Raw genomic sequence first — 12,925 nt, 5'->3', positions numbered from 1 at the left:
AAGGGCAGCACCGAGATCTACACCCAACTGCTGAACAAGTATCAGGAGCTGGATGTGATGCGCGCCGGCACCGTGGGCAATGTGCGCCTGATCGACAGCGCCGATGTCGACTTGCGCAACCCCGTCCGGCCGCAGAAAGCGCTGATTGTGGTGATCGCCACGTTGCTGGGTGCCTTCGTCGCGATTGCCCTGGTGCTATTTCGCAAGGCGCTCAACCGCGGAGTCACCAACCCCAACGATCTGGAAAAGCTCGGCCTGCCGGTGTACGCGGCCATCCCGTTCAGCACGATCCAGAAGGATTTCGACCAGACGCTCCTGCGCACCCGCAAGGCCGATACGCCGCAGCTGCTTGCCGTCAGCAACCCGACCGACCTTGCCATCGAGGGGTTGCGCAGCCTGCGCACCAGCCTGCATTTCGCCATGCTGGAAGCCGGCAACAATCGCCTGATGATTTCCGGGCCCAGCCCACAGGTGGGCAAGACGTTCGTCTCGGCGAACCTGGCGGCCGTGGTCGCGCATTCGGGGCAGCGCGTGCTGCTGGTCGATGTGGACATGCGCAAGGGCTACTTGCACAAGGTCTTTGGCGTGACGGCGGAGCATGGTTTGTCTGACGTCTTGGCCAGGCGCTGCGAGCTGACCACCGCCATCCACTCCACGGCGGTGGAAAACCTCCACCTCATCAGCCGTGGGCAGATACCGCCGAACCCTTCGGAACTGTTGATGCACGCCAATTTCACCGCGTTCCTCGAACAGGTCAGTGGGCTGTATGACCTGGTGATCCTGGACACGCCGCCGTTTCTGGCGGTGACCGACGCAACCATCGTCGGTCGCCAGTCCGGCACCAACCTGATCGTGGCCCGTTTCGAACTCAACTCGGTGCGCGAGGTGGAGTTGACGATGCGCCGCTACCAGCAAAACGGCATCGAGCTCAAGGGCGCGATTTTCAACGGTATCGAGAAGCGCTCATCGGCCAAATACGGCTACGGCGCCTACAGCTACTACCACTACGAATACAAGTCAGACAGCGTTTGAGCCTGGGCCACCGGCACTTTAAGCCCTGCGCGCAGCACCTTTACCACTGGCCGTACGTTCAACGAGAAACGCTATGAAAGTAACAGTATTTGGCATCGGTTATGTGGGCCTGGTCCAGGGAGCGGTACTCGCTGAAGTCGGTCACGACGTGCTGTGTGTCGATATCGACGCCCAGCGGGTCGAGCGCCTGAACCAGGGCCATATCCCGATCTATGAGCCTGGCCTGGAGACCCTGGTCAGGGAAAACCACGCGGCGGGCCGCTTGAATTTCACCACTGATGCCGTCGCCGGGGTCAAGCATGGTGAAGTGCAATTTATCGCGGTGGGCACGCCGCCGGATGAAGACGGCTCCGCCGACTTGAAATACGTGCTGACGGTGGCCGAGACCATCGGCCAGCACATGCAGGCCCCGTTGACCATCATCGACAAGTCCACCGTGCCGGTGGGCACCGCCGACAAGGTCAGCGCGCGCGTGGCCGCCATGCTGGCCTTGCGTGACCGTACCGACTTGACCTTCGACGTGGTCTCCAACCCCGAGTTTCTCAAGGAAGGTTGCGCGGTGGCCGACTGCATACGTCCGGACCGTATTGTCATCGGCACCGCCAGCCGGCATGCCGAAGCAGTGATGCGCGAACTGTATGCGCCGTTCAACCGCAACCACGAAAAGATCATAGTGATGGATGTGCGCAGCGCCGAACTCACCAAGTACGCCGCCAATTGCCTGCTCGCCACCAAGATCAGTTTCATGAACGAAATGGCCAACCTGGCGGAAAGGCTGGGGGCCGATATCGAGATGGTGCGCCAGGGCATCGGATCCGATCCGCGCATCGGCTACCACTTTCTGTATGCCGGCGTCGGGTATGGCGGGTCGTGTTTTCCCAAGGATGTCCAGGCGTTGATCCAGACCGCCGATGGCATCGACTTCGACGCCACGCTGCTCAAGGCGGTGGAACGGCGCAACGCCGAACAGAAAAATACCCTGTTCAACAAACTGTCCAGTCACTTCAAGGGTGAACTGGCGGGCAAGACCTTCGCGCTGTGGGGGCTGAGTTTCAAACCCAATACCGATGACATGCGCGAGGCGCCCAGCCGTGTGCTGATGGAAGCGCTCTGGCGTGCGGGCGCCAAGGTGCAGGCGTTTGACCCGCAGGCCATGGAAGAAACCCAGCGGCTCTACGGCGACCGCGACGACCTGCGCCTGTGCGGGACCAAGGAGGCCGCCCTCAAGGGCGCCGACGCCTTGATGATTGTCACCGAGTGGCAGGTGTTCAAGGCACCGGACTTCACGGTGATCCAGCAGCAGCTCAAACAGCCGTTGATTTTTGACGGGCGCAACCTGTACGACCCCGCGAGTGTGCTGAAGAAAGGCATTCACTACATTTCCATCGGGCGACCTCTCGACACCGTATAGGTCATCCCATGAGCGTAGTTAAAAGAATCGTCAATGGCATTGGTGCCAACTCGTTCGGCCAGGTGGTCAACCTGCTGATCCAGTTGGTGAGTGTGCCGGTACTGATCGCCAGTTGGGGCTTTGGCGCCTACAGCGAGTGGGTGGTGCTGTCGGCGATCCCCACCTACCTGGCGCTGTCTGACCTGGGCGTGACCACGGCGGCGTCGAGCAAGGTGGTGATCTGGCATGAACGCGGGCGGGTCAGGGTGGCCCGTGCGGTCTACAGCACCAGCTTTGCGTTTTTAGTCCTGGCGGGGCTCAGCGTGCTGGTGCTGGCCCTCGGGGCCATGGCGTTTTTCGACCTGTTCGGCGTGCTCAATCTCCACGCCATCAGGAGCCACGATGGGGTGTTGATCCTGTCGGCACTCACCGGCTATTCGCTGCTGTGCCTGTTCACCAACATGATCTCGATCCGCTACCGGGCCAGCAAGGCGTTGCCGTTGTCGGCCTTCATCATGAATGTCATCAGGATGCTCGAATGGACGGCCGCATTGGTGTGCGCCTCGCTCACCCACAGCCTGGTCGCTACCAGCCTGACGTTGCTGGGCGTGCGCCTGATCGGCCTCCTCAGCAAAAACCTGATTGCCAATCGGCTGGGCATCACCTTGCGTTTCGATCCGGCGGCGATCGGCAAGCGTGCGTTCACCACTTTGATCAAGCCTTCGATTGCCTCGCTGGCGTTTCCCATCGGCCTGGCGCTGAACGTGCAGGGCTTGATCATCCTGCTGTCGGTGCTGCTGTCGCCGGCCCATGCGGCGATCTTTGGCTTGTACCGCACCATTTCGAGGGTGCTGGTCCAGTTCTCGACGGTGGTCAACCAGTCCCTGTGGCCGGAGATCTCCTATGCATTTTCGGTCGGAGACAACCAATTGGTCAGGAAGATGATTCGCTACGCCTTGAAGTTTTCACTGCCCATCGCCTGTGTGATGGGGGTACTGGTGGTGGTGTTTGGCGGCACCATATTCGATGTGTGGTCGGGCCGGAAGGACGATTACTCCAGCACCATCATGCTGGTGCTGACGCTCGGCGCACTGACCCACGTGGCCTGGCAGGTGTACTGGGTCGCGTTGATGGCGACGGCGTCCTACTCGCGCTTCGCACTGGTGTTCATGCTGGTGTCGATAGCCAGTGTGCTGGCGGTTTTCGGCCTGGCACAACCCTTCGGCCTGCTTGGCGTCTGCTATGTGCTGGTGGCCACGGAAGTCGTGTTGTTCTGCTTTGCCAGGCACGGTTTTCATCGTCTTGAAGTGAGGATGGCCCGTGTTGATCAATGACTTGATTCGGCAGCGATTGAAAGTCAACCCGCTGACGCTGGAGGGCCTCAAGTGCCTGGCCAAGCGTGTGCTGTTGCTGGGCCGGCTGCTCAAGGCCAGTCGCCGCCAGCGTGCATTGCGTCGCCAGGGCGCCACGCTGGGCTCGCTGGTGATGATCAACGCTTGCGAGTTCGAAGGGGCGCTGGCGCGTTTCAGCGTCGGTACCGGCAGCTTTATCGGCCAGCGCAGCTTCATTCAATTGCACGCCCCCGTGCGCATCGGCGCCCACGTCGCGATCAATGAGGGCGTGAGGATCCTGACCGGCACCCATGCCATTGATGACCCCGCCTGGCGCCTGAAGGTTGCAGCGGTGGTGATCGGTGATTACGCCTGGATTGCCACCGGCGCGATGATCCTGCCGGGCGTCACGATCGGCGAGGGCGCCGTGGTGGGGGCGGGCAGTGTGGTCAACCGCGATGTGGAACCCTTCACGGTCGTGGCGGGCAACCCGGCGCGGGTCGTCAGGCAGCGTGCCACGCGCACGTTCACCTACAGTCCGGCGCGTTCAAGTGCCATCGTCGAAGCCTGGATGGGGAAATAAAATGATTCTCGTCGCCCATCCCGTCGGTAACCAGAATGTCCGTGCGTTGCTGCGTGCGTTGAACCAACGACAGCTGCTGCATTCCTTTCATACCTCGCTGGCGCTGCACAAGGATTCGCTGCTGTGCCGTCTGCCTATCGTGGGCAAGGAGTGCCTGCGCCGCACCTTTGACCAGGTCGATGGCGCGCTGCTGCACAGCTACCCGCGCTACGACGTGCCGCGCGTGCTCTGCGACAAGCTCAAGTGGTTTCGCCTCACGCAGCGCAACAGCGGAATGTTCTGCCCGGAAAATGTGTACCAGCACATTGACCAGTCCAGTGCGCAGTTCTTGTACCGCTCCGCGCGCAAACCCCGGCACGTGTACGGCTACGACGGCAAGTGCCTGGCCTTGTTCCGCGCGGCCCGCGACATCGGCGGGATCACCCTCAATTATGAGGCGGCCTTTGGCTCGGTCGCCTACGCGTGCAAAGTCCTTGAGCATGAGCGCGAGGCCAACCCCGCGTGGCGCGCCAGCATCCCCAACATCAGTGACGACACCGTGCGCAAGCAGACCACCGAGTTGGCGCTGGCGGACAGGATCATCGTCGCGAGTACGTTTGCCAAGCGAACCCTGGGTGACTTTGGCATCGCCCCGGGCAAGGTATCGATCACACCCTACGGTGCACCTGCGCCGCTGGCACATCCGCCGGCAGCGGTGCGCCCCGGTGCGCGGTTGAAGGTGATGTTTATCGGCGCGCTGACCCAGCAGAAAGGCCTCTCGTACTTCTTCGAGGCGCTGAACCTGGCCGCCAGCAGTGTTGCCCTCGACGTCACGGTGATCGGTGGGGATTACGCCAACGGCCGTAACCCGACGCTCAACGCTGAGCTGAAAAAGGTCCAGTGGTTCAGCTCGGCCTCCCACGACCAGGTGATTCGCCACCTGCAGGAGGCCGACGTGCTGGTCCTGCCGTCACTCGCCGAGGCGTTCGGCCTGGTGGTGGGTGAAGCGCTGTCCACGGGGACGGCGGTGATTGTCTCGCAGAACTGTGGCGCGGCCGACCTGGTCGTCGAGGGGGTCAATGGCTACGTGGTGCCGATCAGGTCCGCCGAAGCCATTGCCAGCCGCCTGGTGGAACTGGCCAGTGATCGGCAGAAACTCGCGACGTTGAAGCACAACGCGCTGCTGTCTGCCGGCGGCACGACCTGGGACAGCTACGCCAGGGAGGTGCTGGATGCAATCCTTTGCCAGCCCTGAACGGCTCAGCCTGCACGAGCGCTACCGGACCCGCGTGGTCAGTGCGTTCGTGCTCATCTACCTGCTCATCCTGTTCGAAGGGATCTTGCGCAAGTGGGTGGTGCCCGGCCTCAGCTCGGTGATCTATTTCATCAAGGACCCGATTGTCCTTTACATCTACTGGTGTGCCTTCAGGTTCGGGTTCTTTTCGAAAAACCTGGTGTCGGCTTACTTCGTGGTGCTGGTCATGGTGTTCTTCGTGCTGGTGTCGGCGTTTTTATTGAGCAGCCCTGAAGGGTTCGTCATCTACGGCTACGGCGTGCGCAACTACCTGCTGTATTTCCCGTTGATCTTCGTGGCCGGCAAGACCCTCAGGCTGACGGATGTCTACCGGTTCGCGCGCATCACACTGTTTGCCGCGATCCCGATCAGCGTACTGGTGGTGCTGCAATATTCGTCCGGGCCCCAGGCGTACGTCAACAAAGGCATCGGCGATGACGACTTCATCTTCATGATCGCCGACGGTGTCGTCAGGCCGTATGGGACCTTTACCTTTACCGCCGGGCACGTGGTGTATGTCTCCGCCTGCTTTGCGTTCCTGGTCGCGTCGATCTTCGACAAGGCGCTGTTCCAGGCGGTGTTTGCGCGGCGCTATGGACTCTTTGCGGTGTCTGCGGCCTCGGTGGCGGTGATGTGTTTTCTCACCGGCTCAAGGGCCATCTATGCCTATGCGGCGATCGTATTGCTCGCTGCGCTGGTGGTGGCCTTGATCAAGAAGTCGCAGCGCAACCTGCTGGCGCTGTTCCTGCTGGCGGCCGCGTTGTTTGTCAGCCTGTTGATCTTCATGTCGACCGACAGCTACCAGGTCCTGGTCGAGCGCAACCGCAGCGCGGTGGCCAGTGAAGGCTCGCCGGTGACCCGCGCATTTTCCAGCCTGTATGCATTTACCCGGGTGGTCGACGACGCGCCGCTGTGGGGGCACGGCATCGGGTCGGGCACCAATGCCGCCTCGACCCTGCTGCGCGCCGGGCGCGAGCAGGGCGCAGGCTTCTTGCTGGCCGAGGACGAGTGGTCGCGAATTGTCCTGGAGATGGGCCTTCCTGCCGGGGCGATGTTCATCCTGTTCAGGATCTTTGTCCTGCTTTGGTTGCTGCTCAAATCCTATAAGGCGCTGGTGCGCCAGGGCACGGGGGTGCCGTTGCTGCTGTGCGGGTTCCTCGCGCCGATTTTGTTCAACGGGGTGATGACCATGCAGGGCACGTTCCTGGCGTTTGGCGTGCTCTACGCCTGCCTGATCCTCGCGGCCTGCAAGAAATCCTGAATCCACTCAACGCATCAGCGGACGACAGCACTTGAAGTTACTAAGAATCATCTCTTCGGTTAAACCGGAAAATGGCGGCCCGATCAACGCCGCTCGGGAAATTGACAAGGTGCTGGTCCAGGACGGGCATCGGGTGGATGTCTTGACGCTGGATGCGCACTTCGCGGTCGACTACCCGGGCGCTGTGCACTTCATGGGGCCGAGTCGGTTCGGCTACGGGCTGAACGGCAATATCCGCCAATGGCTGGAGCAGCACGCGCGCGAGTACGACTTCTTCATCATCAACGGGTTGTGGCAGTACCACGGTTTTGTCGCCCGCCAGGTGCTGAACGCGCAGGGTAGGCCGTACATTGTGTATACCCACGGCATGCTCGACCCCTGGTTCAAGCACGAATACCCGCTCAAGCATTTGAAGAAATGGTTGTACTGGCCGTGGGGTGAGTACCGGGTGCTGAGGGATGCAAAGCGCGTGGTGTTTACCAGCGAGGAAGAGAAAATCCGCGCGCGTGAGTCGTTCTGGCTGTATCGCGCCAACGAGACGATCACCGCCTACGGCACCGCCAGCCCACCGGCTGACGGCGCGCGCCTGGCGCAGGCCTTTATCGAGGATCACCCCGAGTTGCAGGGCAAGCGGCTGATCCTGTTTCTGAGCCGCATCCACGTCAAAAAAGGCTGCGATCACCTGCTGCAGGCGTTTGCCCAGGTCGCTGGCCAGGACGCGCGTTTGCACCTGGTGATGGCCGGCCCCGATCAAGGTGGCTGGGGCCAGGCGCTGCGGGCGCAGGCCGAGCAGTTGGGGATCGCCCACCGCGTGAGCTGGCCTGGCATGTTGCAAGGCGCCGCCAAGTGGGGGGCGTTCTATGCGGCCGAGGTGTTTTGCCTGCCTTCCCATCAGGAGAATTTTGGCGTGGTCGTGGCTGAAGCCCTGGCCTGCGGCAAGCCGGTGCTGATCAGCAACAAGGTGAATATCTGGCGTGAAATCGACCAGGACGCCGTCGGGTTTGTCAGTGAAGACACCGCCGCCGGAACCGTGCTTAACCTGCAACGCTGGCTGCAGCTCGATGTGCCGGGCTACGCGCAGATGTCGGCACGCGCCAAGGTGTGTTTCAGCCAACGCTTTCATATCCGCCGCGGCGCCCAGCGCCTTTTGGAAATCGTGCGGGAGTGTTGCCCATGATTCTCCAAGGCAATGACCCGCATCGCTCGGCGTCATTTTCACTCGGCCATCGGATCCGCCGTCAGCTGTGGAACATGGTGTACGTGGTGCTGTTTCGCACCAGCCCACGCCCGTTTCATGCCTGGCGGGCGTTCTTGCTGCGCCTGTTCGGGGCGCGACTGGGCAAGGGCGTGCACGTGTACCCACGGGCGAAAGTCTGGGCACCGTGGAACCTGGAGCTGGGTGACCACGTCGGGATTGCCGATGGCACCACCCTCTACAACATGGCGTTGATCCGGATCGGGCGCTACAGCGTGATTTCCCAGGGCGCGCATTTGTGCGGTGGCTCCCACGACTACAACAGTCGCAATTTCCAGCTGTATGCCAAGCCCATCGTGCTGGGCGAGCACGTGTGGGTGTGTGCCGAGGCCTTTATCACCCTTGGCGTGTGTATTGCCGATGGCGTGGTGGTGGGCGCGCGCACCCTGGTGATCAAGAGCATCGCGCAGCCATGGACCGTGCATGCCGGGCATCCGTCGCGGCAGATCAGCCAGCGCACCCAACACGTGCAGGAGTCGAGGCCATGACCCGCGAAACCGTCAGCGTCATTATCCTGACCTACAACGAAAGCCTGCACATCGCCCGTGCCATCGACTCGGCACGCGCCTTCAGCGACGAGGTGCTGGTGGTGGACTCGTTCTCCACCGACGACACCTGCGACATCGCCCGCCGTCACGGCGCGCTGGTGGTGCAGCACCCCTTCGTCAACCAGGCCAAGCAGTTCCAGTGGGCGTTGGACCACCTGCCGATTACCGGCAACTGGACGATGCGCCTGGACGCCGACGAGATCATCGAGGCTGACCTCGCCGCCGCGATCAATACCCGCTTGCCGACATTGGCCGGCGACATCACCGGCATCAACTTCAAGCGCAAGCATATTTTCATGGGGCGCTGGGTGCGCCACGGCGGGCGTTACCCGCTCAAGATGCTGCGCCTGTGGCGCAGTGGGCTGGGGCGCGTGGAAGACCGCTGGATGGATGAGCACATCTCGGTGGCCGAGGGTCGCACCATCACCCTGGACGGTGGATTTGCCGACCATAACCTGCAGGATCTGACCTTCTTTACCCACAAGCACAACCAGTACGCCACCCGCGAGGCGATCGAAGTGCTGAACGCACGGCTGGGGTTGTTTGCGATCCGCGATGAACTGCACACCGGGAAGAGTTCCTTGCAGGCCCGCACCAAGCGCCTGGTGAAGAATCGCCTGTACAACCGCGTGCCGTTCACCCTGAGTTCCACCGCGTATTTCCTGTGGCGCTACATCATCCAGCTGGGGTTTCTCGATGGCCGCAGTGGCCTGGTCTATCACCTGCTGCAGGGCTACTGGTACCGCTTCCTGGTGGGCGCAAAAGTGCTCGAACTGGAAACCGCGATTGCTCACTTAACCGACAAGGAAGCCATTGTCCGGGAACTTTCAAAGTTGACCGGCCATAACTTGAACCTGCCCACACCGAAGTAACTGACCGTTTTTAACAAACACCCAAGTTTGGGTGAAGGCCTTCGCTCGCCTATCAATCGGGAGACAGACATGAACAAAGTTGCGCTTATTACCGGGATTACCGGTCAGGACGGCTCGTACCTGGCGGAGCTGCTGCTGGAAAAAGGCTATACCGTGCACGGTCTCAAGCGGCGTTCATCGTCGTTCAATACCCAGCGCATCGATCATATTTACCAGGACCCCCAAGCCCTGCACAAAAACCTGATCCTGCACTATGGCGACCTGGCGGATTCGTCGAACCTGACGCGCATCATCCAGCAGATCCAGCCGGACGAAATCTATAACCTCGGCGCGCAATCCCACGTCGCCGTGAGCTTCGATTCACCGGAGTACACCGCCGACGTGGATGCCCTCGGCACGTTGCGCATCCTTGAGGCAATCCGCCTGCTGGGCCTGGAAAAGAAGACCCGCTTCTACCAGGCCTCGACCTCCGAGTTGTACGGGCTGGTGCAGGAAACCCCGCAGAAGGAAACCACGCCGTTCTACCCGCGCTCGCCGTATGCGGTGGCCAAGCTGTATGCCTACTGGATCACCGTGAATTTTCGCGAGGCCTACGGGCTATACGCGTGCAACGGCATCCTGTTCAACCACGAGTCGCCGCGTCGCGGCGAAACCTTTGTGACGCGCAAGATCACCCGCGCCCTGACCAACATCGCGCTGGGCCTGGAGCAGTGCCTGTACATGGGCAACATGGACGCGCTGCGCGACTGGGGCCATGCCAAGGACTACGTGCGCATGCAGTGGATGATGCTGCAGCAGGACAGCCCCGAGGACTTTGTGATCGCCACCGGCGTGCAGTATTCGGTGCGTGACTTCATTCGCTGGTCGGCGGCGGAACTGGGTGTGCGCCTGCGCTTTGTCGGCAAAGGCGTGGAGGAAGTGGCGGTGGTGGAACACATCGACGGTGACCTGGCGCCGGGCGTCCTGGTCGGCGATGTGATTGTGCGGGTGGACCCGCGTTACTTCCGTCCGGCGGAGGTCGAGACGCTGCTGGGCGACCCGTCCAAGGCCAAGCACAAACTGGGCTGGACCCCGGAGATCAGCGCCCAGGAAATGTGTGCGGAGATGGTGCGCGAAGACCTCAAGGTCGCCCAGCGCCATGCCTTGTTGCGCCTGCATGGGCATGACGCACCGATTGCCGTGGAGAACTGAGCATGGCACGTGATCTGGATGCGCGGATTTTTGTCGCCGGCCATCGCGGCATGGTCGGCTCGGCCATTGTGCGGCGCCTGTGGGCCTTGGGCTATACCCGAATCCTCACGGCCAGCCGTGATCAACTCGACCTGCTCGACCCGGCGGCGGTGCAGGCGTACTTCGCCGAGCAGCGGGTGGAGCAGGTGTACCTGGCGGCTGCCAAGGTCGGCGGGATTCATGCGAATGCCACGTACCCGGCCGATTTCATCTACCAGAACCTGATGATCCAGGCCAACGTGATCCACGCCGCCCACAGCCATGGCGTGGCAAAACTGTTGTTCCTCGGCTCCTCCTGCATCTACCCGGTGCATGCACCGCAGCCGATGATCGAAGCGGTGCTGCTCGACGGCGCGCTGGAGCCCACCAACGAACCCTACGCGGTGGCCAAGATCGCCGGCATCAAGCTGTGCGAAAGCTACAACCGCCAGCACGGCCGCGACTACCGCAGCGTGATGCCGACCAACCTGTATGGCCCTGGCGACAATTACCACCCCGAAAACAGCCATGTGATCGCGGCGCTGTTGCGGCGCTTCCATGAGGCAACCCAGCGTGGCGATGACGAAGTGGTGATCTGGGGCAGCGGCCGGCCCCGGCGTGAGTTCCTTCATGTGGACGACATGGCCGCCGCCAGCGTGCATGTCATGGAGCTGAGCCCCGAGCGCTATCGCGAGCAGACCCAGCCGATGCGCTCGCACTTGAATGTCGGCACCGGCGTGGACTGCACCATCGCCGAGCTGGCCCAGGCGCTGGTGCGGGTCACCGGCTTCAAGGGGCGCTTGCGCTTTGACGCGAGCAAGCCCGACGGCGCCCCGCGTAAATTGCTCGACGTGAGCCGCATCAATGCCTTGGGCTGGGAGGCCTATGTGCCGTTGGAGGAGGGCCTGCGCGATGCCTATAACGCCTATCTCGCCGCCCTTGAACAGCCACGGGGCCAGTGATGAAAATCCTTCTGTACGGCATCAATTACAGCCCGGAGCTCACCGGTATCGGCAAGTACAGCGGTGAACAGGCGCGCTGGTTGGCCAGCCAGGGGCATGACGTGCGCGTGGTGACGGCGCCGCCGTATTACCCGCACTGGCAGGTGGGCGCGGGCTATTCGCCGTGGCGCTATCGCACTGAACAAGACCATGGTGTGACGGTGATTCGCTGCCCGCTGTATGTGCCACGCCAGCCCACCGCGTTGACGCGGTTGCTGCACCTGATCAGCTTTTGCGCCAGTTCGTCGTTGGCGGTGCTGGGGCAGCTGCGCTGGAAGCCGGACCTGGTGATGCTGGTAGTGCCGACATTGTTTTGTGCGCCCCAGGCGTTGCTGCTGGCCAAGCTCAGCGGCGCGCGCTCGGTGCTGCATATTCAGGACTACGAAGTCGATGCAATGTTCGGCCTCGGCCTCGGTGGCGGATCACTGTTGCGGCGCGTGGCGTTTGGCATTGAACGCTGGTTGCTGCGGCGGTTCGACCGGGTGTCGACGATTTCCACCGGCATGCTCGACAAGGCCCGTGGCAAAGGCGTGCACAGCCAGCGGTTGCTGTTTTTTCCCAACTGGTCGGAGACCGCGCGTTTTCGCCAGGTGCCGCGCAACCGCGCATTGCTGCAACGTCTGGGTGTGCCGGTGGGTGCGCGGGTGCTGTTGTACTCGGGCAACATCGGCGAGAAGCAGGGGCTGGAACTGATCCTCGAGGCTGCCAAGGCCCATGCCCAGCGTGCGGAATTGGTCTTTCTGATTGTCGGCGAGGGTACGGGCAAGGCGCGGTTGCTGGAGCGCGTCGAACGCGATGACTTGCGCAATGTGCTGTTTGCACCGTTGCAGGCGTATGCCGACCTGCCGGCCCTGCTGGCGTCGGCAGACGCGCACCTGGTGATCCAGAAGCGCGGGGTGGCGGACGCGGTGCTGCCGTCCAAGCTCACCAACATTCTGGCGGTGGGGGGCAACGCGATCATCACCGCCGATCCAGGCACTACCCTCGGCCGCCTGTGCGAGGAGCACCAGGGCATTGCCGTGCTGATCGAACCGGAGTCGGTCGCCGCGCTGAACGCCGGGATCGAGCGCGTGCTGGCACTGCCCGCGCGCAATGAGGTGGCGTTGAACTACGCCAAGGAGTTCCTCGACAAGGAACGCATTCTGCAACGTTTCCTGGCACAGGTTTGAC

General features: G+C 62.2%; 12 protein-coding genes. All 12 read left to right on the top strand.

Features of this window, described 5'->3' with window-relative positions:
- On the top strand, positions 1 to 1,032 hold a 1,032-nt coding region (locus QMX97_RS21330; RefSeq protein ID WP_282397561.1), incomplete at its 5' end, for a polysaccharide biosynthesis tyrosine autokinase.
- A gap of 73 nt (positions 1,033 to 1,105) precedes the next feature.
- The gene (locus QMX97_RS21325; protein WP_107339005.1) at positions 1,106 to 2,443 is read left to right on the top strand and encodes a UDP-glucose/GDP-mannose dehydrogenase family protein; all 1,338 of its coding nucleotides are present in this window, start codon (positions 1,106 to 1,108) and stop codon (positions 2,441 to 2,443) included.
- A gap of 8 nt (positions 2,444 to 2,451) precedes the next feature.
- Positions 2,452 to 3,756, top strand: a complete 1,305-nt coding sequence (locus tag QMX97_RS21320; protein WP_065906181.1) for a hypothetical protein — start codon at positions 2,452 to 2,454, stop codon at positions 3,754 to 3,756.
- Positions 3,743 to 4,336 (top strand): acyltransferase, encoded by a 594-nt coding sequence (locus QMX97_RS21315; RefSeq protein ID WP_282397560.1) that lies wholly within the window; start codon positions 3,743 to 3,745, stop codon positions 4,334 to 4,336. The genes QMX97_RS21320 and QMX97_RS21315 overlap by 14 nt, the downstream gene beginning before the upstream one ends.
- A gap of 1 nt (position 4,337) precedes the next feature.
- Positions 4,338 to 5,570 (top strand): glycosyltransferase family 4 protein, encoded by a 1,233-nt coding sequence (locus tag QMX97_RS21310; protein ID WP_282397559.1) that lies wholly within the window; start codon positions 4,338 to 4,340, stop codon positions 5,568 to 5,570.
- Positions 5,548 to 6,870 (top strand): O-antigen ligase family protein, encoded by a 1,323-nt coding sequence (locus tag QMX97_RS21305; protein WP_065906185.1) that lies wholly within the window; start codon positions 5,548 to 5,550, stop codon positions 6,868 to 6,870. The genes QMX97_RS21310 and QMX97_RS21305 overlap by 23 nt, the downstream gene beginning before the upstream one ends.
- A gap of 31 nt (positions 6,871 to 6,901) precedes the next feature.
- Positions 6,902 to 8,047, top strand: coding sequence for a glycosyltransferase (locus QMX97_RS21300; protein WP_282397558.1), 1,146 nt, complete (start codon positions 6,902 to 6,904; stop codon positions 8,045 to 8,047).
- Positions 8,044 to 8,613, top strand: coding sequence for an acetyltransferase (locus QMX97_RS21295; RefSeq protein ID WP_065906189.1), 570 nt, complete (start codon positions 8,044 to 8,046; stop codon positions 8,611 to 8,613). The genes QMX97_RS21300 and QMX97_RS21295 overlap by 4 nt, the downstream gene beginning before the upstream one ends.
- Positions 8,610 to 9,545 (top strand): glycosyltransferase family 2 protein, encoded by a 936-nt coding sequence (locus QMX97_RS21290; protein ID WP_282397557.1) that lies wholly within the window; start codon positions 8,610 to 8,612, stop codon positions 9,543 to 9,545. The genes QMX97_RS21295 and QMX97_RS21290 overlap by 4 nt, the downstream gene beginning before the upstream one ends.
- A 69-nt stretch (positions 9,546 to 9,614) precedes the next feature.
- Positions 9,615 to 10,736 carry a GDP-mannose 4,6-dehydratase gene (gene gmd, locus QMX97_RS21285; protein ID WP_065906193.1) on the top strand — a complete coding sequence of 374 codons (1,122 nt, stop codon included), beginning with the start codon at positions 9,615 to 9,617 and terminating at the stop codon, positions 10,734 to 10,736.
- Positions 10,737 to 10,738: 2 nt separating this feature from the next.
- Positions 10,739 to 11,716, top strand: a complete 978-nt coding sequence (locus QMX97_RS21280; RefSeq protein ID WP_213550803.1) for a GDP-L-fucose synthase — start codon at positions 10,739 to 10,741, stop codon at positions 11,714 to 11,716.
- Positions 11,716 to 12,924 carry a glycosyltransferase WbuB gene (locus QMX97_RS21275; RefSeq protein WP_282397556.1) on the top strand — a complete coding sequence of 403 codons (1,209 nt, stop codon included), beginning with the start codon at positions 11,716 to 11,718 and terminating at the stop codon, positions 12,922 to 12,924. The genes QMX97_RS21280 and QMX97_RS21275 overlap by 1 nt, the downstream gene beginning before the upstream one ends.
- The last annotated feature ends 1 nt before the right edge of the window (position 12,925 follow it).

Origin of the sequence: Pseudomonas sp. PS01298, from assembly GCF_029959745.1 — a bacterium.
Lineage (GTDB): Bacteria > Pseudomonadota > Gammaproteobacteria > Pseudomonadales > Pseudomonadaceae > Aquipseudomonas > Aquipseudomonas aylmerensis.
Note: the sequence above shows the minus strand (reverse complement) of the source record. Positions and strands in the feature narration are given on the sequence as shown.